Below are 20,972 nucleotides of genomic sequence, written 5' to 3'. Positions count from 1 at the left end.
AATTATTTTTTTGCTTTCAATGTTTTATCAACCAAAGCTTTCTCTTTTTTAAGATTAGCAAGACGAACCTTTGCAGCTTCTACTTCTTCCGGATTCTTACTTGTATTAATTAATTTATTTGCTTTGGAAATGTAAGATTTAAGATTACTTGATCTGCCCGCAAGTTCTGCTGCAGTTAACTTTGAAATTTCCTTTTCAAGATTATAATCTGCGAAAATCTCATGCTTACCAAGTATTTCGCCAGTATCGGCATAATGCTGAAGTTCTGCATGAATCTCTCTGTTTAATTCAAAATCCTCCAAAACCTGATTGGCAATTTCAAAGATTTCATTTTCGTCCAGTATTGGATCTGCCAAGGATGCGACTTTAGTAAAAAGCTCTTCATGACCGGCTTTGTAATTTTCGAATGCCGTAATAGCATCACCAACTAAAATTTTATATTCTTTAGGACAATCAGCAGATCGTAAGAAAGTATATTTACCATATAGCTTCATTCCCTTCTTAGCATCTTCTGTAATCTCTGAGAGCAGTTCTGTAACTTTATCCGTATTTTCCTCAAAGAAAACTTCGAGATTTCTTTCTTCAATCACAGGCACATTTTCTTCTTTATACTTTCGGATATCCTGATCTTTTATCCCAAATGATTTTTTAAGATCATATTTTAGATTTTCCAAACCCTGTTTGGAAAATCCCTTATTATTATAGGATCTTACCGCATTTCGACTTGCAGGATTTTGCATTAACAAAGCTAAGCCCTGATTGTATTCTTCTTGTGGCGATAAACCTTCAGAAGTCAAGTATTTCAATACATCTTTACTCATATTTATTTTTGTACAAATTTTGACAATTGCAAGCAATTGCTATGTTACATTAAAAAAGCCTGTTATAATAACAGACTTCATTTTTATGCATCTTTCAGTTTCCTGAGCAGATCAGGATGTTTGCACAATAATCTTAAAATCTTTCTGCTTGCAATGTGAAATTCTGATCTCAGTGATTTTTCGTCCGACGACAGATCTCCCGATTGTAAATTTGCGTGTTCGAAAACATGGAAGATCATATCTTCCAATTCTTCCGGAGAATTTCCGATAATTAATTTTTGAAGTATTGAATAAACTTCATTTTCAGCTTTAGCAGGTTGCATTAGTTCTTCTCTCATGATTTAAATCAAATTTTAGTGAGTAAAAGAACGTACAAGTTTTATACAAGCTAAGACAAAATTGCGCTGTATAGCGTAATGTTCAGAACCGGAAGCTGAAACAACAGAAAATTGTTATACATAATAAAAAACTTTTAAAAATACGGATTCCCGCAATGGTGAATAAAAAATGGTATATATATTTACTGGACAATTTAAACATATATATATTATGAAAAATTTAAAAAAACTTTCTAAAGATGATTTGAAGAAAGTGAAAGGTGGTTATGGAGACATGTGTAATATGGGAAATAATGATAGTTGCGCCCAGTATGGTCTTGAATGTGGTCTTTACATGGGCCACGATCATTCCGTTGGTAATTGGTATGCTTTGAGATGTATGTAATAGAAAATTAACAAAGCAAGACTCCCTCATTTGAGGGAGTTTTTGATTTATATTTGTAATGTAATAATTTAAAATTTAGATATGGTTAAAAAGTATATTGCATTTATTTTTTTACTAATAGGTATAATTACATCAGCTCAAAATTTAACAGTTGTATATGAGGTTAAATATAAACCTTCTATCATTCATAAAGACTCAACAAAGTCCAAATTATTCTATCTCGACATATTTAATAATGAATCCGTTTTTAGAGATGATATGAGGCGAAGATCCGATTCATTAATATTTTATGGAAATGGATATGGATTAGGATATCCGGTTAATATTAATGATCAATTATACATTAAAAAGGATCTTAATAAACACACTGTGTTTAAATATCTAGTTCTTCCAACAACAAGAGATATATTCTACGTTAAGGTTAATGAGAAAATTAACTGGCAACTTCTTCCGGAAACGAAAAAAATTGGTGACTTAAAATGTCAAAAGGCACTTGCAGATTATGGAGGAAGACATTGGACAGCTTGGTTTACTGAAGATGTTCAGGTTTCTGAAGGTCCATATGTATTTAATGGTCTTCCTGGTATGATAGTAGAAATAAATGACAGTACAGAAGATTATTTATTCAAATTAGTGAAAATCAAAAAATCAACTGACAAAAATTTGTTTTCAATGAAGGGAGGAAAGAACGTAAGTTGGGAAGAATTTATAAAAATTCAAAATGATTATTATAAAGATCCTTATTCAGTTATCAAATTACAAAATATTAAAGTCATGACGGATGATGGAAATGGAGGACGTAAAAATGTAAATCTTCGAGAAAGTACAATTTCAATCCAAACGTCCCTGAAAGAATATAATAATATCATTGAATTAAATCAAAAAGCTGATTTTAAATAAAGCACCTAAGTAGGTGCTTTTTTAGTTTCTTGTATTCGCAGTTACTGCCTTTAGTTTTTGTTTTACCATTTAAACATTTTTATAACGATATATCATAATATCATCATATTTAGCGTTGTGAGTTAATGACGTATTTATAGAGACAGTGGTGGAACAGCTGAAGGGATTTTTAAAACATTTTTTCTTACTCATCCAATCACACAATTCAATTATCTGACTTTTATTACTTGTAAAGTAAAAATAAGATGTGTTATCTACTGTATTTAAGACATTCAAATAATCTGAAAGTTTCCAATAATCAGGATTTGTGTAAGTGCTGCAGTTCGTTGAAAGATATGGAGGATCTATTAAAAAAACAGCTTTCGGATAATGTTGATATTTAGCAAACAAACACTGATAATCCTCTCTTACTTTTGATACGCCCTCCAAATACCCATCAACACAATAATCAGATAATCTTACTTTATTATAGAATGTTTCTTTTTTTAATTGCTCGAAACTTGTAGCATAATTCATTGAAAAAAGTAAGCTAGAAGAAATTGTAACCCAATCAACAAAACCTTTTTCTTTAGATATCCTCCCTATAATTTCTGAGTGAAGCTCGTTACTTAATTTTCCTTTTCTATCTATAGATTTAGAGCATATCTCCCTAACATCCGAAAGTAAAGAATTTGTTTTTTGAACGTTTTCTAACCGAAAAGTATAACCGTCGAAATCATTGTATATAACTTCTGAATTTGGATAAAATTGCTTAACAGTATGGCTCAAAAGACCCGAACCGCCAAATAAATCGACATAGATTGCGTCTTCCGGAAAATCTTTCAGAGCTTCTTTAAATGATTTTAAAAACCTCCTTTTTTGTCCTTGAAATGGCAAAGGAGCCTGTACATAATTGAAATTCATAATATAGTTTTAAATAATTGTTTTTGTATATTTGCAACTCTCACGGTAATAACAACACAAAACCCACAATCAGACGACTTTTTGTCCTCCAACTGTGGGCTTTGTGCTTAATTAAATTACCGTGAGAAGTTTTTAATTTGTTGGAGGACATTTTTTTTAAGTCCTCTCTTTTTTCTACTGACCGCTCAAAAGATTATTTTCCTGAGCCATTTTTTCAAAAATCCCCCGGATCTCATCTGTAAAACCAAAAGATATTCTTTTCTGAATGTATCTTTTATGCCTGAAAATCGGCTTATTGTGAACCGGCAAAGACTGCTTTTGAACTTTCCCAGCTTTTCTTCTGGTCGTTGAAGGATTATAGCCAGATCTAGACACACGAGCTTTCATATCTAAGAACCTGAAGTTTATATTATGCGTGTAGGTCAATGTATCTCCGGAAACACTCATACTTCTCTTATTCCATCTGGCAGACCTAAAGCCTTTCATTTCGCGTTGAGTATCGGCAAGAATTGACACAGCCTGTTCCTGCAATGTTTTGGTAATAAACAAGCCTTCAATAATTCCGATATCGGCGGTTCTTCTTTCAGATAGTGACATATTATTCTGTTAAAATATCCATACTCCAGCCGTTACACTGCGCTTTTTTCTTTATAGGATCAATAGTCATTGAAGTAACATCGATATTACTCAACATGGGATAGCATCCATCTTCAATTTTTTCTAAAACAAAATCACGGACTTTAAAAAGAATCTTAAGAGTTCTTTCATACAATGCAACAAACTCATCATTATTAATCGCTGAATAATCTGTTTTCTCAACAATATCCAGTTGAAAAACAGGTAATGTTTTAAATGCTGAGATCTTACCAATATGTTCATAAGATGGAATAACACCAACCAAAACCATTTCTGAGGTCATCATATTTGAAGCAAAATCGGATAAATCTGAATCATCAATCAGACAGATCGTTCTTTTTATTTCGGGGATTTCAGATTTTATTTCTGAAAGCATTTCCTTAAGCTCTAGTGGAGTCATTTGTTTTATTTTTTTCTTTGTCGTCTAATTCTTTTTTCTTCAATTCGTAAAGTCTTATCAGGACTACCCATAAATTCGTTTTCTCAACACCCTTATAGGGGCCAAAAACCTGAGTTGCTGCCATGTCCGTGATTATATTCCTAAAGCCTGTTCCGGGAATGGTACTTTCAAAACCTCCTGAGTCTGGTTGAAAAATAATAGAAAGATCAATAGAATTTCCCATTACCATAATTTCACCTTGAAGGACAAAAGACTGCATTGAAGAAAAGAACAAAAAGAAACCGTATAAATGCCTGATATCAACATATCTGAAAATACCTTCAGCTCTCTTTTTTGATACACGATAATTGTAAACTTCATTTTTTTTCAAATAAAAAATTGAAAAAAGCATTCGCAAAGATTTAATATCTCCCGTTTTTGAATAATAAATATATTCATCAAGCCCGTCAATGTACTGACCAAAAATCACATCACTAAAGCCATCATCAGGACCGTAATAGGAATAAAACAGCCTGTATTTTGGAAGATAATTCTTTGTGAATTCTAATTTGATTCCGGTGAAATTTCCGTCTTCATCCTTATCGAAGAAATTGTCTATATATTCAGAAAGTCTGATTATATTTTCATATTTCTCAGGACTCTTTTTTTTTGATTTCCTTAGGTTTAACAATGGATAAACCGCCATATAACACAGCTGATCATAGCTGATCTGTTTTTCCTGCGCCATCCAAAGCAGTTTTGAAAAATCTGCATATTGTTTTGCATCACACTCAGCCAGATTCTCCGGCATATAGAGAAACTTATTTTTCTCAGGTATTTCAATTGCTATCATGTTGATACAAAATTATCGTCATTATCAAAATCCAATTCAGGCAGTCTAAAATCATCGCTCGGAACCGTCACCCGAAATGATGTCATTTCATTTTCTACTTTTTTAAGATATCGGTGATAATCTTTTTCAAAAACAAGTGCAAGCTCTGACGGTAATGGTCCAGTCTTAGATTTTGGACTGATCCCCCCTGAAGACTCTGTACTTCTGAAAATTGATTTAGGAAACATCTGGATATCTAAATGCCTTAATCCCCATTCAATTGAATAATAAACCGAGGATTTTTGTAAATAATTGTATAAAACTTTTTTATCTTTCAATGCATTTCTGTCATTGTAAAGAACTTCTCCAATTCTTGAAAGCATTTCTAAGTCTTCAAATTCCCTTAACCCTGGTAAAAGATTTAAGTATAAAAAATAAGATTCGTTTAATCCATAATGCGTTTCAAACTCTGCCAATGTAGGCACTATAAGTGTATTATGCTTATACTTTTCAAGATTAATAATAAGACTATTTTTGACCATGAATTTAAAAAGCAGATTCATGTGTTTATAAAAAAACCTCTCTAAAGACTCATTGTGATTAGAAATCTGCCATTCGAATGCCCCGACCTCATATTCATCACGTCTCATTGTTCTGCCTTTATTGGTCATTGCAAGATCTCCGGTAGGAGCATAATGCATGTACGCTTTAAAAGCAATCGCAAATCTTACCAATTCAAAAAACCTTTGTTGCCCCTCGGGAATAACTTCAGCACTGATAGTTGTATAATTAGTTTCTCCAATAATATCAACTATTTCATCAGTCGCAATCTCAAGTGACGGACGCATTCTGTCCCATGATAAATCCGCATCGATTATACCAATCACCTTTTTTATATCTTGGGAGAATCCCTCCTGGTTAAATAGTAACTTCATCATCTCAGCACTTTTAAATTTCTTTCATCTTTAGACATATCTTCCTGTCTTTTCGTTTCATCGTGGTATAATCCCATTTTAAGATTTTTACTTGGAAAATTAGCCTTTAAAGCAGCATTCATACACTCCATTATGACCATTTCAGGAAGATCGATTCCTGTTTGCAGATAATTGTTTAGCGCGTAATACTGCTCAGAGCCACTATTGCTTCCAGAATCAGAAACATTTCCTATAGCATTATGTACACCAACCCCTGAAGCCGTTGAAGTATCCGCCTTATTAGCAATCGAAATCTGAGCACTTACAGTATCATTCATTTTCTGATCAATAACCGTTATTTTCCACCCCATTTCAATCACATTGACCCCTTCAACCACAAGAACTTGCTCAGAATGCCAAAACTTCCCGGCATTCTCTAATCCGGACAAGACAATTTCTATTGACTTCAACATTTTTTTCTTGAAGGATTTAAACATTGATTCTTTGTAGTCAATATTTTTCAGCGTACACTCATCTTTGATATCATCTCTTTTTTGATCCCAATATTCTTTTGGTGAAGTAATGTGGTACTTTATATTGATGGAATTTTTACTTAAAGCGGCAAGAAATTTCGGAACATTGGTCGATTGTATAATCCACGGAATTGATCCCAAAATATGAGGAATACTAAAAAATGCAGATGCAAATGTATAAAGGTTGGAATACTTCATACTCAGTGGATATTTAAAAGGATTGTACTTATCGAAAAAAGGATAAGCATCATACTTCTCCGGAAAATCTTCCTGAGCTAACAATATGTGAGTAGGTGTATTTTTTTTTCCTGCAACGATTGGCTTTCTAACCGGGGAAACATGCTCTAAAGATTTTATCATTGGAGCCCTTCCAATTCTCCAACCTCTATTTTGGATCACCTTTGTAAAGCAGCTTTCAATATGTGAAAAATCTGTCGTACAACGTGCTATGTAATTTTCATAATCCCAAGTATCCAACCATCGCTGAATTTCGGGATCTGTTTTGTACACTCTCTTAAGCGAACCTTCTTCATCAAATGTTTCTTCATACAATTTCGGGCCTTTCCCCCAATTCATTCCGGTTTTTTTATTCAGAATACCTGGAGCAATCGAATTAGAATAAACGATATTTCTAATTTGCACTGGAAGATCATTATTTTCACCATAGGGGAAAACCCTCCAGTCTCCATGAACAGCCATAAAAGGTGAAGAAGAAAATACTTCCATTGCAAAATAAGGATCATTTTGCTGTCTTTTTTTGTCTATTACTTCAAATGTAAAAGCACTCTGTCCTCCGACAATGGCATCATCTCCTAAAAACTCTATCATGGCTGATTTGTAAATTATTGTTAACTGTCATTAAAAGCGGAACCCAGAATTGTCTATATTCACCAGTTTTTAGGTTTTGATACGCAATAAGATTTTTTGCATATTTTGATTTACTGTTAGGCATTCCTTTAGTTAAAATAGCCTCTTCAACTACCACCAAACCTTCTGAAGATCTCTTTGATCGGTCACAGCTTATGAAACTAAAACTGAACGGAAAATTTTCAGCAGAAAGTTTCCTCATTAATTTTAAAGCATCATAAACATTTATTTGTTCCATACAGCAAAAATATCCAGTATAAGAATGCTTTATTGTTACATCAAAAAAGCCACATTGTAAATGCGGCTTTTATATACAGGACAAATGTTATTTATTTTCTGGAAGCTTCCACAAGATATGTTTTTTCTGCCTTTACAACTTTGAGGTTGATGACGGAATCCTTCAAAGCAATCCAATTGCTTGCTTCTTTCAGCAGAACCGGGATTGTACCCGTTGGACTATTTTTCATTACATATGGAGCAGCACCACCACCGCCAATTATTGTTACAATCTGACCATGGTCAAAATCAGAAGCAGTAAACTTTACATCAGCCGTCACTGCTGCAGTGGGTAACTGATAAGAAGGTCCGTCTGTTTTTGCCAAAGTCACGTTTTCGTTTGCAACAACTTTCGGTTCAGCAAATGAAACGTCTCCGTTGTAGAATTTAATAAAATCCCTGTTAATCATTTCCTGCTCGAAAGTCAAGGTATTGATGTTTCCATCTTTATCATCTTTCCCTGCTGCTGAGAGCACCAATGGATGACATTCAGAACCCATCACACGCATTTCTTCTTCACCACCACATCCGCCATAGATGATTATAAAACCTTCACCCATGTGTTTTTTGATGAATGAAATAGCCTCTTTGGTTGTTCCCGGATGTTCTCCGATATACTTATTCATTGCGCCTTTGCCATCTGGGTTTCCCGAAGATTCATATGTTGCTGCCTGTGTAGGAGCCGTCATATAAATTCTAAAGAAACTTGTACCTGGCTTAAAGGCGAAGTTACCAATCAAAGTGACTCCATCCTCATCTACGGACGGCCATGAGACAATATCATCTACCAAAGCTGCAATAGCATTAGCCTTCTTAGGTGTGGGAGTACCAGCGTTATTTTTTGATTTTTTTAAATCTGTTCTCATAAGTAAAATGCGATTAACCTATACTTCGCGAGGTTTTTGGTTATTATTATTTACCCTCTTTCAACTTCAACCCAAGTTCCATTTATGAAGATTAAGTCAATCCATTTAGCATGGGCATCCATGACATAATCAGAATTTACATTAATATTTCCTGCATCTTTTACTGTTAATGCAGAACCAGCAGCCTCACCTCCAAAAATTCTGATTGTATTCCCTTCAGAACCGCCTTTAATTTCAGCTAAATCAACAGCAGCAGCACCCTTATAGATGAATTTATCTGAGTCTGCATAATCAATAGTAGCATCAGTAAAGTCTATCTGATTAGAAACAGTTTCCGGAGCATCAGTTCTTGAAATTTCTTTCCAGGTAGCTCCAACTTTGATTAATGTTAAAGTTCCACCCGACTTCAAATCGAAGTCTGATCCCAGAACCAATTCGGCATTTTTCTTCACCAAGGTATTACCCACCATAGAAATGTTTCCTCTGATAAAAAGATACCTGCCAACATTTCCTTTAATGGATGTAATATTCGTGGTGAAGTCTGGCGTTGGAGCAATTCTGTTATGATTAGCATTCACTACCCCATTTCCAAAATCAAAAACAGGAATGAAAAAATTCTTATCAAAAAGAGGCTCTGTGTTAGACCATACTGCCTGAAGTTCATATTTTAACGGATTATCATCTGCTGTTTCCAAACCAATGTGATTGATACCGATTCCTAGCTTATAATCAGCAAAAGCGTAAACATCACGAAGAAATCTTTCAAATGTTAACTTTGATTTTTCTTCCGGTTTAAATTCTAACGGCTTTACATTATCTTTAAATGTAATAAAGAAGAATTTCGAACCTTCCATTTGTACCACAGGAACAAATTCTATATTTGGATAGTCACGAGGATGTTTAACCAATCCTGTATAATCATTATTACCCCCGTAAATTTCACGATCTCTTGTTTGGTATTTCTTAATCCAATATGGTGACCAGTCAAACTGCAGATCCATATTTCTAACATCTGGAGGTAACGCTTGTATAGCTGCATCTACGTAATCACAAACATTCTGTTCAGTCAATTCACCCAGGTAGTATGGTCTGAATTTATGGGTGATATCCCTAGCATCAAATAACTGTTTGAAAACCCCATTATTTCTAATTAAATAAGTAACTGGCTTATCATAATCTGCTGGTTTTTCAGAAAAAACACCTCTAACCAATACATCAGCATCTTCAGACCTTGCCTTCTCAAGATATTTAACGATAAGAAACTCAATAAAACTCATTTTGTAAGCCTGAGAACCTTCTCTGTTAAACTGATGCATCCAAGAAGTTTCCAATGCCTGAAGCTTCCAGTAGTTAAACTGTAAATCAATTTGAGTAGGACGTACCTCCATAACTTCCGGATGAATTGTCACTCCTCCTTTAGCAACCCAAACAGCTTTTCTAGGCTGAGTAACTTCCTCAACTGAAATTATTGCAGAAACCAACCTATCAGCCACACCAAAAATCGTGTTTTGTTTCCACAGATCAGGTAGATTGTATTTTTTTTCAAAAAGGGTTTCAAACTTTGTTGGATATTCTGCCACAAAACCTTTGATATCTTCATTTAAAGTGTTAATTACCAAATCATTTTTGAAGTCAGTTTGAGGAGCTGACATTCCGGCAACAATCCTGGTATTCCAAGGACGATCCATCGCAAATACTGCACCCTGCATACCCATAAGAAAACCTGCAACAGCAATAATTTTACCCGCACCAAAGTTTGGAGTCACAGAATTCAAAGTCTCAACGATTGTTTCCGGAGAATCTGCCAGTTGGGCAATCACTTGCTGACTGTTTGCTAATTCCTGAGTAAGCGTTTGAACTTGAGCATTAGCAGCAGTCGCCTGCTGTGTAGTTGTAGCCAATTGTCCCTGAACTTCTCGAAGTTGCGTCTGCGCATCGGCAACCCCTGCCAGTTCTAAGTTTGCCTGCTCCACAAGCGTTGAAGCTTCCGCGGGCCCTAAAAGGCCGTCAATCTTTGTTTTTAATTCGTCAGAAAGATCAACTTTGTTATCTTTCTGCGGTACTGATGCAAGGCCTAACAACCCTGCCAACATGGTTAAAAATTTCATATTTATTTAGACTTTAATTTTTGTATCTCTGATTTAGCCAAAACCCAATTGTATGCATCGTTAATTGTTCCGACCGAATCGGCCAGGTTAAATTTGATTGCTTCATCTGCATAGTAAGTAGCACCTTTCAAGTGTTCTATCTTGATTCCTGGTCTAGCATTCATTACAGAACTTTGGAATTTTTGAGCGAGAGGTGATAGTTTTTTTTCTAATGCTGAGTAGTCACCGGCTAAAGCATCAATAAAATCTTGATTTTTCTCTTGAGATTCTGGAGGACGAACTATGATTATTTCGTTAGTAGATTTTTCCCACGAATATTGCGCACCAACAGAGCCCACTTCTGCGGTAAGATCGTTTGAAAGCATATTATACTGCCCCAATAGTATCGCTGCCCAATAATGAGCTGATAAAGCTTTATCAATTAGATTGATGCGGGGTTTTGTTAATTTTGGGGCAATTTCCTGGAATAAAGGAATAGCATCACCATTGCCACCATAGCCATCAATATGAAAAATAGTACCGATACAATCAGGATCATTTTGAGCCTTCATCGCTTCAACGCAAATTCTATCTGCGCCATTGATGCACATTCCGGAATACTTGGTCATTGTTCCAACCATAGGAATGTAAGCAACTTTATTAATCAGCTTAGTTTCTCCAGTAGATTCGTCAAATTGCTTTTCACCTAAAAAGGTTGAAAGTTCTGGTGTTTCTTCGTTGATTCTGCCACCGGCCAAAACAGTATTGACCAAAGTCTTAAGCTGCTCAGGAGCGTCTATCTTAAATAGCCACGTACCTCCAGTTATTTCCGATAATATTTTCATATCGCAAAACTACTTTAGAGCCTGTAAAAAGTTTGTTACATTAAAAAGTCTAAAAAATAAAAAAGCACTCGATATTTATATCAGGTGCTTTTTATAATTTTAATTGGTAAACCAGAATTAATTTTTATTTTCAGATCTCCATAAAATTTCATTATTTTCATCCATAAGACAAAAATTGATTCCCATTACTCTAAGAATTTCAAATAGATTACCCGCTTTAGATTCTGTCTCCAAATCAAAAATTCTTTTTATAGTAGATCTTTGAAGGCCTGAATCTTGAGCAATTTTATAATCAGATACTCCTTTACTTTCCTTTAGAGTCTTTAACTTTGAAATCAAAGAATTATAATTAATATTATTTTCCATAAATTTACATCTGATTTTAGTTGCAAAACTAAGATTAATTTGACAAAAAAGGCCCTCTATTAAGAGGGCTTTTTTAATTAAATGAATTCTGTCTCCGTATTTGTGTAGATTACTTTGGCAATTACCTTATCAATATGAATATGATAATTATCGCCTTTCTTATTCTTTTTCAACCATTGAATTCCAAAATTCACGATACACTCAAGGTCTGTGGTAGCATCCTCATACGTTTGTTTAAAATCTGCTAAATCGTCCTTTTCTGCGACTTCCCTTGCATAGTGTTCAAGGATTTCTTCTTTTGACATTTCTAGAAGATTCTTAGCTGAATCTGGATACTTTTCTGAAAATTTTTTAAAATTTTTCATTTTGTTTGTCCCATCATTATCACATTTGGGTTCGGTTTTTAGTTATACTTTGATTAATTTGACTTTGTAAAGATATAAAAAGCGTTGCATATAAGCAACGCTTTTTGTTACGGGTTTCAGTAAAATCAAAAATTTTAACTAAAAAATAAATCAGCTTCAGCTTTTCTTCTACGGATCAGTCCATTTAAGACCTTTCCTCCGGAAATAATGTACCTTTCGGTAAACCATTTATAAATTAAATCTTTGGAAGCCTTCCTGTTAATAAGATCAAATAATGTTGAAGATCCTCCGGTGTTATAGTAGTGAGAAACGAGCGCATCAAATTGATTTTGATTTACCACAACCTTCAGCTTTCTGGCTACATCTAATTCTCGGGGGACCAAATCTTCTGCCAATGCTTGTTCTGCTTGTTCTGCTGTATGGATTGTCGCTGTTTTTTCTGCAATACCTTTGTTGGCAATACCTTTTAAAAAGCGTCCTTTTCCATCCCTCATAGCCCTACCCCAGCCCTCTGTCCATATTTCTGATGGGTCCATTTTTGGCTGTAAGCCTATTTTCTTTAAATCTCCATCATGGAGACTTTCAAATTCCTTAATTAGGGAAATTCCCTTTTTTGATGTTATCATTTTTTTCCAATTAAATATTTTAAAGTTGGTAGGAACAAAGCACCACAGACAAAAAGCAGTATATAAAGCCACCAGAGAGGTTTATTACTTTTTACTGAAGATTCAATTTGTTTTTGCTGGTAAGTTTTTTCAGCCTGAAGATTAATGTTTTCTTTCTCCATAGCCGCGAGCTTCAGTTCTAAACTTTTCAACTTTGTCTGATGCTCAGAAGTATTTTCAAAATATATCCCCGAGTTTTCATCAACCGGAATATTTACTTCATTTCCTTTTGAATCTTTTACATTCATATTTCTGGGGAGCTGAGGATGTTTTGGACTTTGAGAACCTGAGCACTTATTTGCTGCAGGTATCACAGAAATTTTTGTTTTTGATAGATCAAAAATATGCAGATCTGCATCTTTTCTGTTAATTTTCACATTAGCATCAGAGTTACTATTTACTGAGATTTCGGCCTCAGTTTTTGTTTCGTTTTTTTTTGAATTTTTTTGTCTGGTTCCACAGGAAAGCAGAAAAAGACTAAACGTCAGTAGTATTATTTTCTTCATTGTCAGAATTTTTGTTTTGTTTGATATATCCGAAGTTTTTTAGGACTCCAGATAAAATTTCTTTAAAAGTGTGAATAACAAAATCTTTTCCGTCCTTGGTCATAAATAGCCAATCCGAAAGATCCTTAGCCAGGATAACTGATAGCGCGAATGGAAGAAAGAAAACCTTCAGGGGCCACTGATAATGAAGAGCCATCTCATAAAGCGAGATAGTACTTAATATTGTCAGAACAAAAATTCCTATCCAATCAATCACTTTAGGATTTTTGCTATCTATATTTTTATAAATAAGATACATTCTGAAGAAATAAGCAGATATTGCTAATACAATTATAATCCAGTCATTAGAAGAATATGGCCAATTAAGAAGTCCATCAGTGATCACTATTTTGATTTCTTTTTCCGGCATTTTCTTGTCTTTGTTTTATTCTTCTAAAATTTTTAAACTGATAACATCTAATTGCCTTCTTAATAATCCTGTATATTGAATACATTCCATAAAAAAGAAAAAAGAAATTAATAAATAATAGTAAATACCATCCGTAAGACCCTTCAGGTATCCTGATTAATATCGCATTGTTGGTACTTAGAACTTCGATTCCAAGCCATCCAATTAATGTGTAGAAAAAACCTTTCATTTTAAATTCTTTATATTTGTTTTTCTTAATTTTACTTTATGAAAAACTTAGTCAAAGCCATTGAAAGCAGATTTTACCGGATTTTCTTCAGCGAACCAAGGCTTGATTCCAAGCTTGAAAAGCTGAAGTATGAGTTTTTCATTAATAATCTTTCTTCTGAAAAACTAAGTGATCTACAACGCCAACTTAAAGCTTCATCATCCCAATCTGATCGGATTGAAATCAAGCTCAGAATAATCTCTGAACTAAAAGCATGTATAGATTGGCATATGGAAGCACATGTCTGGTGAAATTTTAGACAAACACAGAGCTTAACGCGTTAGCCATAAATAAATAGCCCTTAGGATTCGGATGTAAGCCATCCATCATTAGGCTATAATCGTTGTTTGCCAAACTATCGAAATCTATTAATCGGACATTTTTTGCCTTCGCAATTCTCCTCACAGCAAAAGCCAAATCACATCTCTTTTGATTTGTATATACTCCCATACCTGAAGCAGCTATATCAATCGGCATCGGCGTGGTAAGAATGGGAACATTACCCGTGCTTATAGCAGTATCAACCATGCTGGTCAGATTATCTATGGTAGTAGCAACCGGAATTCCAGCTCCTGACGTTTGACAGTCGTTTATAGCCCCTTCAATAATCACAACCTGCCCAGAAACACCTGTGAGCAATGCCGGAAACGCATTTCTCATTGCTGTTGTATTCTGGCCATTACCCCCTCCATTGATAATGTTAATGGACCTCCCCAATACATTGCGTAAAGTCGTTTGCAAAATGAATCTCCAGGTTCTACTGAGATCGACTCCAAAGCCCCCATCTGACCCAACACCGTTCGTGATAGATGTCCCAGATGCGACAATAGTCATAAAATTAGGAGGTATAGGTTGGACAAATGCTGGCAAAATATTAACTGTAGCGATAAGATTGCCTCCCATTTTAGCGCCTTCTTTAAGATTATCTGCGATCAATGTGAGCCCAGATTGCGCGACAATTACAGAGTTAGATGAAGAGTTTCCAAAAGGTATAAAGTCCAGCTCTGTAATACCGTCGGATTTTAATCCATTTCCCTTAACGAGCATAAGTTGAGGAGGGATTTGAGCTTCACCATTTGACATACAATTATAATATACACCGAAACAATCAGAAGGAGTAGTAAAAGTAAACCTTACATTGGGCGTACCACCCTGTATTCCTACAGTAGCACCTCCTGGGGAACTGGCAACCTTTGTTTTATCTGCTTTTGTAAATTGCATATGACGGCCGCCAATACCGTACTTTAGCCACGTATACTGTGTATTTGGTTCCGCAGGAATCCAGTGAGATAATTTAAATCCTGCAAAATCACCGAGATTAAACGCAGAATTTATAGCCTTTCCCAACTGTATCCCGGTACTGTTAATATTGAATAGATTATTAGGCAGACCGGAATCAACTAAATCTAAATATTCACTTCCTGCAGGAATTTCAAGTTCATTCTTTTCCCACTTAGTACCACTGTAGGAAATAATACCAAAATTTTCAATAATAACACCACCAGCATTAGTATATGTACCTGCACGAGCCCAATACCACTTAGCATCACCTGGATGAACAACCGGGATATCTGTAGGCTTTAAAACACCTGCATGATCAGATTTTTTATTTATGATCACCCAAGTACCATTCTGTCTATTAATATTAATAGACCCATCAGGAAGTATGAACATTCCTTGCTTACCTTTTAAATCTGAAATCTTAGGCAAAACATCTACTGTTACAGGAACTAAAAAATTCGTCATAAAACTAAATTACCATTGGTTATTAATTGGGAAAAAATTTTCTCTTATAAATTTTCCTTCGAGCATCTCTGCCCATTTATCTACTTGATCCTTATTAAGATTCGAACCATCTCGCCTTGCAAATAAACCGTCAAAATTTATATCTGGATCCTCAATAGCGCTTTCATCAAGTACAATTGTTCCATTATAAAAGAGAAGTGGATTTTCGTCTGCAAAGTTTTGTTCAAATGTTAACTCATATCCTTTTCCAGAATCATCATCATTAAAATCTCCCGTGAAATACAAAGGATTTTCAATACTTCCATAAATCCGATGGTATTGTTTATCATAAGAATTCATTATTATGACAAAACCCTGATTAATATTATTTTTAACGAATTGATGAATTTCCAAGTCATCTCCAGGAAAATTCCCGGTGACTTTCTTTTTAAACCCTCTGGAATCAACTTCTCCGTCAGATTTTATATTTCTTTTTTGTGTACTGGGAGTCAAATACAGTATATGAAATCTTCGCCCATTTTTTAAGTGAATATCTCCATTACATAGAATTCCTTTTTCGGCTACCGGAGGTAGTGAAACAATATCCTGTATGTAAAGAAGATAAAGCTCTCCTTTTGGTGTAGGAAGCCCCGCACTGTTTTTCGGTTTTCGCGCGTTCAATCTGAAATTAGACATTCAATTTTTTTTACAAAAGTCCAATTCAGAGCGTGATTATTATGTTACACCAAAAAAGCCGTAATTCAATTTGTTATTATTTTGGAAAAGCGAAAGAACTCCATTGTTGGTGTACCGGTAATATAATATTCGCATTTGATTCTGTGAATAACCATACTCATAAAGATCATACATATCACAAAACTCATCTATTGCTTTCTTAATTTTGCTTTTGTAAATATTACCTTTACAATAACCTTTTATGAAAAAGCAAAAGTAAGTTCTGAAATAAGAGTCAATAAACTTATAAAAACACTCCAAGTCATCAAAAGACAAATCAATTGAGAATTCAGCAGTATTGTAAAAATTTAAAATTTCCGTAGAAAAAACTTTCTTTTTACCTTCTGTGTTCGCATATATTGTGAGACAAAATTCACGTATAGGTTTTTCATATTTAAGTCTGGCATATAGGAACTGCCCCAGAACGCTTTTAGGCTCAATAAGAATTTGTTTATACTCTCCGCCATCTTTCAGAATTGAAATACCATCACATTCCTTCAAAATAAAAGGAATTAAGTAACCAGGAATTTCTATTGGGCGAAGTCTTATCATTTTATAATACATCCAAACTGGAAAGTGAAAATTTTATACGTGTGCGGTCCGTTGTAGAATCAACCTCTGGAACCAATTTAAGATTGTTGAAATAATCATTTCTGTACATGACTATTTTCCTTCCATTTTGAGTGATTGCCACAATAGCTTTTGTCTTATTTAATTCTGCAATTGAATTTTGATCACCAAGACCGGGTTCTGAGTAGACTATTTCATTAATATAATAATATCCGGAAGAGGTGTTTTTACGATCCCAAGTATAAAAAGCGGTCCCAGGAGTAATGTAAATTGGCTCTAGATTTTGAGTTTTAAAAATAATTTCTTCATCCTGAATGCCATCATACAGGTCAGCAGCAGAAATAAGATATAACTTACTGATATATAAACGTTCTGACTTCATCTATTAGTCTTTACGCAAAGATACAATTTATATCATTTGATACTATAGATAACTCATAAAAATACTAAAAGTTTGATTTTTTTTTGTAAGTCTGTAATTATGTAATAACTAAATGATTATCAGTCATTTGTATTTTAATAAAGCTTGTAATACCTCGAAAGAGGATTTGTAAGAGTTTTGTAATACTCTTTTTTATTACAATTATTTTGTAATTACTAATTAAGTATTACAAAAAATAAAATATACTGTAAGCCCTTACAATTCGGGGTTTTTGGTTCTTAATTACAATATTACAAAAATAAATAAATTTTATGGGGGGGGGTGTGGGGAGGATTGAAAGCTTGCCCCTCCCCTTTGTTTTAGCAATGATTTTGGAACTGTAAATTAAACCGCTGAGAATCGATCATAAAAAATCCCGGTGATATATACATCACCGGGAGAATTCTCACACGACTTAAAAATTAATAAGGAAGATCGTCTTCTTCATCACTGCCTACTGCATCCGAAACTGATTCCGGAGAAGCTTCTACAGCTTTTGGCTTTTTATATTTGAGATTACCAATGAATGCCTTGTTTTCACCTTGGAATTCTTCTTTGTTCTGAACCTGGATTGAGGCGTTGTGCTGATATTGATCAGCCTCTTCTTTTACCCAGACATTGATATCAACCATTAAACGCTTTCCTTTGTTTTTAAAATCAACCCAGGTGGCTTTTACTTTGCCGGTTTTCAAGGCTTCTCTTAATTCGGTATAATCTATTTGGCCGTAAAATGATAGTGGTTTATTGTCGCTCATAATTTTTTTGATTTTTAAATGTTTAATGTCGCTAGTAAATTGGAGGTTTAGGTTTTTCTATTGGTTGATAGTGTGTGTATTTTTTACCAAAAGGCTTAAGAGCATCATGAAAAAATGTTATCTTATTACCATTGATATTACAGACAAGTACATCTTCATCAGGAAAATCGTCTTCCCTTTCAATCTTTATCCAGCCGTTGTTGTTTTCGATTCCTTTTAATTGAATGGGTCGCCAAAATTCACAATGAACTTCACACTCTGTTTTCTCGTTAAAACCTAAATCTTCTGGAGATAAATTCATTCTATTTTGCGATCTATCAACCCAATGATGCACCTCTAAAATATGTTTTTGCATTGATATAGTAAGACGATTCCAACTTTCCCCAAATGCCTCTTTTATTTTCTGTTCTTTTGTCATAACTATTGATTTTTTGTTATAAATATCCAAACGCACGAGCTGCAGCTTCTCCGATATCGAGAAGAGTTCCTTGTTCTTCTTCTTCATCGCCGTAAAACTTTGATATCTCTTCATCAAGTTTATCCCATTTTGCAGCTTTATCCATTAAACAGGTTATATTTTGTTTTTTTTCCGGAAGATCAACTCCTAATTCGGTTAGTAATTTTCGATAACGTTTAACATTTTCTTCTGCATCCGAGAGATTATCAATATAATCTTCAATCTCTTCATCTCTTTCAATTTCCTTTTCTTCTTCTTCATGGCATTTATCACAGATTGTAATATTTGGATGCCACTTATCGGATCCGTAGCCGTCATTCAAATCAAACAAATCACCACAATGAATACATGGTGTTGGCATTTCCATTTCTTCAAATTCTTCCATAACTTATTTTTTGTTTATTGTTAATCGAACCAATTTTCACGGTAATAAAAACCAGAGAGAATACTACCATCAATAAATTTCATTTCTCGATCAATTATTGCTTTTGAATATTCGCATGCCTCTTCTTGACTAAGCCCTTTTTTAATTCCACACACGAATATTTCTAAGTAAATATTATCTCCCGGATATTTTATGGGTCTTGATCTATAACATTCTTGAAAGTATTGTAGGCCTTGTCTCAAAAGCTCTTTATTGAATTCATACTTTAATGCTTTTAAAATATATTTAATTTCAAAATAAAGAGCGTCTACAGCTTGCATACGGATGTAAGCATTTTCTAGATATGTGAGTTTGTTTTTTTTTGTTCTCATAGTATTTATTTATAAAGTTTTGCGATTTCTTTTTTAAATTTAGATCTTATAGCAATTTGATTATTTGGAGAAGGTTTGTGTTCTCCGGAAAGCCACTTTTGAATAGTACTTGGATTCACTCCTATATCAATTGCAAATTGCTTTGAGGTTCTTCCGGAAGATTCGATTATTCGGGTGATAAATTCTTTTCCCATATCATACTGTAAATAGTTTGTGACTTTTATAATTCGTTATTAAAATTTCAGTCCTTCTATTTTTAATGTTAGCCCTGCTTTTTAGAGGAATAATATTTAGATTTCGTGCTTCAGCTTCTCTAATTATAAAATCACTATCGAACTCCGACATGGCTGATCTTATGCCGCATTCAACCATTAAATCGAGACAGTCGATTGAATCTTTTTCGCTCCATTTAGGCACACTATAATAATGTTCAGTATCGTGGTAAATAGGGTCTAAATAAACGAAGCATTTGTCTCTATCGTTTAAGCCTTTACTAAAACTAATAGCAGGTAAAACTTCTCTAAAATCTCGATTCATTATTTTAACATCCTGGAGAAGATGAAATGTTTTATCGAGATTTTTTAATACAGATTGCTTTGCATTATCTAACCCTAATCGTAAAGTATCCCCTTTCCCCATGTATGAAAAATTCGAAAGGAAAATAAATCTCAAAGCTTTTTTTATAGGATCTATTTCTTTGTTTCTCTTCCAGTGCTTCATTAAGCTTTCAGTCAATGGAACAATTCTTATTTGCTCTCTGAATTCATTGAGATGGTTTTGAACAACCATGTAAAGGTTTGTTACATCATCATCTAAATCGTTTACGATAGTATATTTGGCTTTAGGTAGATAAAAAAAACTACCTCCAGCACCAAAGAATAATTCTATTCGCATCCTGTGCTCCGGAAAATGGCCGATTAATTCTTTACTCATTCTTCTTTTATTTCCTAATCTTGTTAATATCATTTAAGCTGCTTTTCTTAATTCAAATAATCGATTTGCAGTAGCTTCACAGATTTTCCGGGCCATTGTTACTTCAACCGCGTTACCGATAAATTTTTTCTGGTCTGCCTGGGTTCCAATCAGCACATAATCTTTCGGGAATCCCATGATTTCTTTAAGCTCCTGTATCTTCAGCATACGCATTTTGATATCCATCAAACCATAATGAGCCATAAATTCTTTGATCTTCTGTAGCATGGGCGAATCCGTCTCATAGATCTCATAAACAACGACGTTTCCTTCAACTTGAATAAAAGGCTGCATTTGTTCTTCTTGGCTAATTTCAACCAGGTAAGGCGGTGTTTTATCCATTCTTGCTATCAGGGTGAAACACGGCTTGTCCAGATCATTTCCGATTCTGCTATATTGAGCGTCCATCAGGTAATGCCA

Annotated in this window: 31 protein-coding genes; 3 read left to right on the top strand and 28 right to left on the bottom strand. The window is 34.3% G+C overall.

The window, feature by feature from the left end:
• Positions 1–2: 2 nt before the first annotated feature.
• Both IW16_RS17005 and IW16_RS17000 read right to left on the bottom strand, forming a co-directional pair.
• Positions 3–821 (bottom strand): hypothetical protein, encoded by an 819-nt coding sequence (locus IW16_RS17005; RefSeq protein ID WP_034747046.1) that lies wholly within the window; start codon positions 819–821, stop codon positions 3–5.
• A gap of 83 nt (positions 822–904) precedes the next feature.
• A complete protein-coding gene (locus IW16_RS17000) occupies positions 905–1,159 on the bottom strand; it encodes a hypothetical protein (RefSeq protein ID WP_034747043.1) in 255 nt (84 codons plus the stop codon).
• 211 nt (positions 1,160–1,370) lie between these two features.
• On the opposite strand from IW16_RS17000, the gene IW16_RS26685 reads away from it, so the two are divergent.
• Positions 1,371–1,544: a bacteriocin-like protein gene (locus IW16_RS26685; RefSeq protein WP_165571992.1), complete on the top strand. Its 174-nt coding sequence runs from the start codon at positions 1,371–1,373 to the stop codon at positions 1,542–1,544.
• Positions 1,545–1,625: 81 nt separating this feature from the next.
• Complete coding sequence (locus tag IW16_RS16990; RefSeq protein ID WP_034747037.1) at positions 1,626–2,444, top strand: GLPGLI family protein; 819 nt, start codon at positions 1,626–1,628, stop codon at positions 2,442–2,444.
• A gap of 69 nt (positions 2,445–2,513) precedes the next feature.
• Here the strand turns inward: IW16_RS16990 and IW16_RS16985 are convergent, their stop codons facing one another.
• The 15 genes from IW16_RS16985 to IW16_RS16915 form a co-directional block, all read right to left on the bottom strand.
• A complete protein-coding gene (locus IW16_RS16985; protein ID WP_034747034.1) occupies positions 2,514–3,347 on the bottom strand; it encodes a DNA methyltransferase in 834 nt (277 codons plus the stop codon).
• A 174-nt stretch (positions 3,348–3,521) separates the two neighbouring features.
• Positions 3,522–3,944, bottom strand: coding sequence for a hypothetical protein (locus tag IW16_RS16980; RefSeq protein ID WP_034747031.1), 423 nt, complete (start codon positions 3,942–3,944; stop codon positions 3,522–3,524).
• Position 3,945: 1 nt separating this feature from the next.
• Entirely contained in the window at positions 3,946–4,383 is a 438-nt protein-coding gene (locus tag IW16_RS16975) for a hypothetical protein (RefSeq protein WP_034747028.1), read from the bottom strand.
• Positions 4,364–5,215 (bottom strand): hypothetical protein, encoded by an 852-nt coding sequence (locus tag IW16_RS16970; RefSeq protein WP_034747026.1) that lies wholly within the window; start codon positions 5,213–5,215, stop codon positions 4,364–4,366. Before IW16_RS16970 ends, IW16_RS16975 begins: the two co-directional genes overlap by 20 nt.
• On the bottom strand, positions 5,212–6,132 hold the full coding sequence (locus IW16_RS16965; RefSeq protein ID WP_131327926.1) for a DUF6712 family protein: 921 nt from the start codon (positions 6,130–6,132) through the stop codon (positions 5,212–5,214). Before IW16_RS16965 ends, IW16_RS16970 begins: the two co-directional genes overlap by 4 nt.
• Positions 6,129–7,469, bottom strand: coding sequence for a hypothetical protein (locus IW16_RS16960; protein ID WP_034747022.1), 1,341 nt, complete (start codon positions 7,467–7,469; stop codon positions 6,129–6,131). The genes IW16_RS16965 and IW16_RS16960 overlap by 4 nt, the downstream gene beginning before the upstream one ends.
• On the bottom strand, positions 7,447–7,746 hold the full coding sequence (locus tag IW16_RS16955; RefSeq protein ID WP_034747020.1) for a hypothetical protein: 300 nt from the start codon (positions 7,744–7,746) through the stop codon (positions 7,447–7,449). The genes IW16_RS16960 and IW16_RS16955 overlap by 23 nt, the downstream gene beginning before the upstream one ends.
• A gap of 91 nt (positions 7,747–7,837) precedes the next feature.
• Positions 7,838–8,650: a hypothetical protein gene (locus IW16_RS16950; protein WP_034747018.1), complete on the bottom strand. Its 813-nt coding sequence runs from the start codon at positions 8,648–8,650 to the stop codon at positions 7,838–7,840.
• 50 nt (positions 8,651–8,700) lie between these two features.
• Complete coding sequence (locus IW16_RS16945; protein WP_034747016.1) at positions 8,701–10,758, bottom strand: hypothetical protein; 2,058 nt, start codon at positions 10,756–10,758, stop codon at positions 8,701–8,703.
• A 2-nt stretch (positions 10,759–10,760) separates the two neighbouring features.
• On the bottom strand, positions 10,761–11,582 hold the full coding sequence (locus tag IW16_RS16940) for a Clp protease/crotonase-like domain-containing protein (protein ID WP_034747014.1): 822 nt from the start codon (positions 11,580–11,582) through the stop codon (positions 10,761–10,763).
• A 117-nt stretch (positions 11,583–11,699) separates the two neighbouring features.
• The gene (locus IW16_RS16935) at positions 11,700–11,948 is read right to left on the bottom strand and encodes a helix-turn-helix domain-containing protein (protein WP_034747009.1); all 249 of its coding nucleotides are present in this window, start codon (positions 11,946–11,948) and stop codon (positions 11,700–11,702) included.
• A 77-nt stretch (positions 11,949–12,025) separates the two neighbouring features.
• Entirely contained in the window at positions 12,026–12,253 is a 228-nt protein-coding gene (locus tag IW16_RS16930) for a hypothetical protein (RefSeq protein ID WP_131327925.1), read from the bottom strand.
• 194 nt (positions 12,254–12,447) lie between these two features.
• Complete coding sequence (locus tag IW16_RS16925; protein WP_034747003.1) at positions 12,448–12,939, bottom strand: lysozyme; 492 nt, start codon at positions 12,937–12,939, stop codon at positions 12,448–12,450.
• Complete coding sequence (locus tag IW16_RS16920) at positions 12,936–13,484, bottom strand: hypothetical protein (RefSeq protein ID WP_034747000.1); 549 nt, start codon at positions 13,482–13,484, stop codon at positions 12,936–12,938. The genes IW16_RS16925 and IW16_RS16920 overlap by 4 nt, the downstream gene beginning before the upstream one ends.
• Positions 13,456–13,893, bottom strand: coding sequence for a hypothetical protein (locus IW16_RS16915; RefSeq protein WP_034746997.1), 438 nt, complete (start codon positions 13,891–13,893; stop codon positions 13,456–13,458). Before IW16_RS16915 ends, IW16_RS16920 begins: the two co-directional genes overlap by 29 nt.
• A gap of 267 nt (positions 13,894–14,160) precedes the next feature.
• On the opposite strand from IW16_RS16915, the gene IW16_RS16905 reads away from it, so the two are divergent.
• The gene (locus IW16_RS16905) at positions 14,161–14,412 is read left to right on the top strand and encodes a hypothetical protein (RefSeq protein ID WP_034746991.1); all 252 of its coding nucleotides are present in this window, start codon (positions 14,161–14,163) and stop codon (positions 14,410–14,412) included.
• A gap of 4 nt (positions 14,413–14,416) precedes the next feature.
• Here the strand turns inward: IW16_RS16905 and IW16_RS16900 are convergent, their stop codons facing one another.
• From IW16_RS16900 to IW16_RS16850, 11 genes are all read right to left on the bottom strand, one after another.
• Positions 14,417–15,907 (bottom strand): SGNH/GDSL hydrolase family protein, encoded by a 1,491-nt coding sequence (locus IW16_RS16900; protein WP_034746988.1) that lies wholly within the window; start codon positions 15,905–15,907, stop codon positions 14,417–14,419.
• A gap of 9 nt (positions 15,908–15,916) precedes the next feature.
• Positions 15,917–16,582, bottom strand: a complete 666-nt coding sequence (locus IW16_RS16895; RefSeq protein ID WP_034746985.1) for a hypothetical protein — start codon at positions 16,580–16,582, stop codon at positions 15,917–15,919.
• Between the two features lie 39 nt (positions 16,583–16,621).
• The gene (locus IW16_RS16890; RefSeq protein ID WP_051890376.1) at positions 16,622–17,185 is read right to left on the bottom strand and encodes a hypothetical protein; all 564 of its coding nucleotides are present in this window, start codon (positions 17,183–17,185) and stop codon (positions 16,622–16,624) included.
• On the bottom strand, positions 17,175–17,573 hold the full coding sequence (locus IW16_RS16885; RefSeq protein ID WP_034746982.1) for a hypothetical protein: 399 nt from the start codon (positions 17,571–17,573) through the stop codon (positions 17,175–17,177). Before IW16_RS16885 ends, IW16_RS16890 begins: the two co-directional genes overlap by 11 nt.
• A gap of 461 nt (positions 17,574–18,034) precedes the next feature.
• Entirely contained in the window at positions 18,035–18,367 is a 333-nt protein-coding gene (locus IW16_RS16880; protein ID WP_034746979.1) for a hypothetical protein, read from the bottom strand.
• 31 nt (positions 18,368–18,398) lie between these two features.
• Positions 18,399–18,785: a hypothetical protein gene (locus IW16_RS16875; RefSeq protein ID WP_034746976.1), complete on the bottom strand. Its 387-nt coding sequence runs from the start codon at positions 18,783–18,785 to the stop codon at positions 18,399–18,401.
• A gap of 16 nt (positions 18,786–18,801) precedes the next feature.
• Positions 18,802–19,209 carry a hypothetical protein gene (locus IW16_RS16870; RefSeq protein ID WP_034746973.1) on the bottom strand — a complete coding sequence of 136 codons (408 nt, stop codon included), beginning with the start codon at positions 19,207–19,209 and terminating at the stop codon, positions 18,802–18,804.
• A gap of 20 nt (positions 19,210–19,229) precedes the next feature.
• Positions 19,230–19,580 carry a hypothetical protein gene (locus IW16_RS16865; protein ID WP_034746971.1) on the bottom strand — a complete coding sequence of 117 codons (351 nt, stop codon included), beginning with the start codon at positions 19,578–19,580 and terminating at the stop codon, positions 19,230–19,232.
• A 5-nt stretch (positions 19,581–19,585) separates the two neighbouring features.
• The gene (locus IW16_RS16860) at positions 19,586–19,774 is read right to left on the bottom strand and encodes a helix-turn-helix domain-containing protein (RefSeq protein ID WP_034746969.1); all 189 of its coding nucleotides are present in this window, start codon (positions 19,772–19,774) and stop codon (positions 19,586–19,588) included.
• Between the two features lies 1 nt (position 19,775).
• Positions 19,776–20,546: a DNA adenine methylase gene (locus IW16_RS16855; protein ID WP_034746966.1), complete on the bottom strand. Its 771-nt coding sequence runs from the start codon at positions 20,544–20,546 to the stop codon at positions 19,776–19,778.
• A partial coding sequence (locus IW16_RS16850; protein ID WP_034746963.1) for a DNA cytosine methyltransferase occupies positions 20,547–20,972 on the bottom strand: 426 nt, incomplete at its 5' end.

The organism is Chryseobacterium vrystaatense (assembly GCF_000737765.1).
GTDB classification, from domain to species: Bacteria; Bacteroidota; Bacteroidia; order Flavobacteriales; family Weeksellaceae; genus Chryseobacterium; species Chryseobacterium vrystaatense.
This window is presented reverse-complemented; position numbering and strand designations above follow the sequence as displayed.

What these genes read in the sequence shown, in the direction of transcription:
- IW16_RS17005 (WP_034747046.1), bottom strand. Translation starts at nt 821, where the DNA reads ATGAGTAAAGATGTATTGAAATACTTGACTTCTGAAGGTTTATCGCCA.
- IW16_RS17000 (WP_034747043.1), bottom strand. Translation starts at nt 1,159, where the DNA reads ATGAGAGAAGAACTAATGCAACCTGCTAAAGCTGAAAATGAAGTTTAT.
- IW16_RS26685 (WP_165571992.1), top strand. Translation starts at nt 1,371, where the DNA reads ATGAAAAATTTAAAAAAACTTTCTAAAGATGATTTGAAGAAAGTGAAA.
- IW16_RS16990 (WP_034747037.1), top strand. Translation starts at nt 1,626, where the DNA reads ATGGTTAAAAAGTATATTGCATTTATTTTTTTACTAATAGGTATAATT.
- IW16_RS16985 (WP_034747034.1), bottom strand. Translation starts at nt 3,347, where the DNA reads ATGAATTTCAATTATGTACAGGCTCCTTTGCCATTTCAAGGACAAAAA.
- IW16_RS16980 (WP_034747031.1), bottom strand. Translation starts at nt 3,944, where the DNA reads ATGTCACTATCTGAAAGAAGAACCGCCGATATCGGAATTATTGAAGGC.
- IW16_RS16975 (WP_034747028.1), bottom strand. Translation starts at nt 4,383, where the DNA reads ATGACTCCACTAGAGCTTAAGGAAATGCTTTCAGAAATAAAATCTGAA.
- IW16_RS16970 (WP_034747026.1), bottom strand. Translation starts at nt 5,215, where the DNA reads ATGATAGCAATTGAAATACCTGAGAAAAATAAGTTTCTCTATATGCCG.
- IW16_RS16965 (WP_131327926.1), bottom strand. Translation starts at nt 6,132, where the DNA reads ATGATGAAGTTACTATTTAACCAGGAGGGATTCTCCCAAGATATAAAA.
- IW16_RS16960 (WP_034747022.1), bottom strand. Translation starts at nt 7,469, where the DNA reads ATGATAGAGTTTTTAGGAGATGATGCCATTGTCGGAGGACAGAGTGCT.
- IW16_RS16955 (WP_034747020.1), bottom strand. Translation starts at nt 7,746, where the DNA reads ATGGAACAAATAAATGTTTATGATGCTTTAAAATTAATGAGGAAACTT.
- IW16_RS16950 (WP_034747018.1), bottom strand. Translation starts at nt 8,650, where the DNA reads ATGAGAACAGATTTAAAAAAATCAAAAAATAACGCTGGTACTCCCACA.
- IW16_RS16945 (WP_034747016.1), bottom strand. Translation starts at nt 10,758, where the DNA reads ATGAAATTTTTAACCATGTTGGCAGGGTTGTTAGGCCTTGCATCAGTA.
- IW16_RS16940 (WP_034747014.1), bottom strand. Translation starts at nt 11,582, where the DNA reads ATGAAAATATTATCGGAAATAACTGGAGGTACGTGGCTATTTAAGATA.
- IW16_RS16935 (WP_034747009.1), bottom strand. Translation starts at nt 11,948, where the DNA reads ATGGAAAATAATATTAATTATAATTCTTTGATTTCAAAGTTAAAGACT.
- IW16_RS16930 (WP_131327925.1), bottom strand. Translation starts at nt 12,253, where the DNA reads ATGTCAAAAGAAGAAATCCTTGAACACTATGCAAGGGAAGTCGCAGAA.
- IW16_RS16925 (WP_034747003.1), bottom strand. Translation starts at nt 12,939, where the DNA reads ATGATAACATCAAAAAAGGGAATTTCCCTAATTAAGGAATTTGAAAGT.
- IW16_RS16920 (WP_034747000.1), bottom strand. Translation starts at nt 13,484, where the DNA reads ATGAAGAAAATAATACTACTGACGTTTAGTCTTTTTCTGCTTTCCTGT.
- IW16_RS16915 (WP_034746997.1), bottom strand. Translation starts at nt 13,893, where the DNA reads ATGCCGGAAAAAGAAATCAAAATAGTGATCACTGATGGACTTCTTAAT.
- IW16_RS16905 (WP_034746991.1), top strand. Translation starts at nt 14,161, where the DNA reads ATGAAAAACTTAGTCAAAGCCATTGAAAGCAGATTTTACCGGATTTTC.
- IW16_RS16900 (WP_034746988.1), bottom strand. Translation starts at nt 15,907, where the DNA reads ATGACGAATTTTTTAGTTCCTGTAACAGTAGATGTTTTGCCTAAGATT.
- IW16_RS16895 (WP_034746985.1), bottom strand. Translation starts at nt 16,582, where the DNA reads ATGTCTAATTTCAGATTGAACGCGCGAAAACCGAAAAACAGTGCGGGG.
- IW16_RS16890 (WP_051890376.1), bottom strand. Translation starts at nt 17,185, where the DNA reads ATGTATTATAAAATGATAAGACTTCGCCCAATAGAAATTCCTGGTTAC.
- IW16_RS16885 (WP_034746982.1), bottom strand. Translation starts at nt 17,573, where the DNA reads ATGAAGTCAGAACGTTTATATATCAGTAAGTTATATCTTATTTCTGCT.
- IW16_RS16880 (WP_034746979.1), bottom strand. Translation starts at nt 18,367, where the DNA reads ATGAGCGACAATAAACCACTATCATTTTACGGCCAAATAGATTATACC.
- IW16_RS16875 (WP_034746976.1), bottom strand. Translation starts at nt 18,785, where the DNA reads ATGACAAAAGAACAGAAAATAAAAGAGGCATTTGGGGAAAGTTGGAAT.
- IW16_RS16870 (WP_034746973.1), bottom strand. Translation starts at nt 19,209, where the DNA reads ATGGAAGAATTTGAAGAAATGGAAATGCCAACACCATGTATTCATTGT.
- IW16_RS16865 (WP_034746971.1), bottom strand. Translation starts at nt 19,580, where the DNA reads ATGAGAACAAAAAAAAACAAACTCACATATCTAGAAAATGCTTACATC.
- IW16_RS16860 (WP_034746969.1), bottom strand. Translation starts at nt 19,774, where the DNA reads ATGGGAAAAGAATTTATCACCCGAATAATCGAATCTTCCGGAAGAACC.
- IW16_RS16855 (WP_034746966.1), bottom strand. Translation starts at nt 20,546, where the DNA reads ATGATATTAACAAGATTAGGAAATAAAAGAAGAATGAGTAAAGAATTA.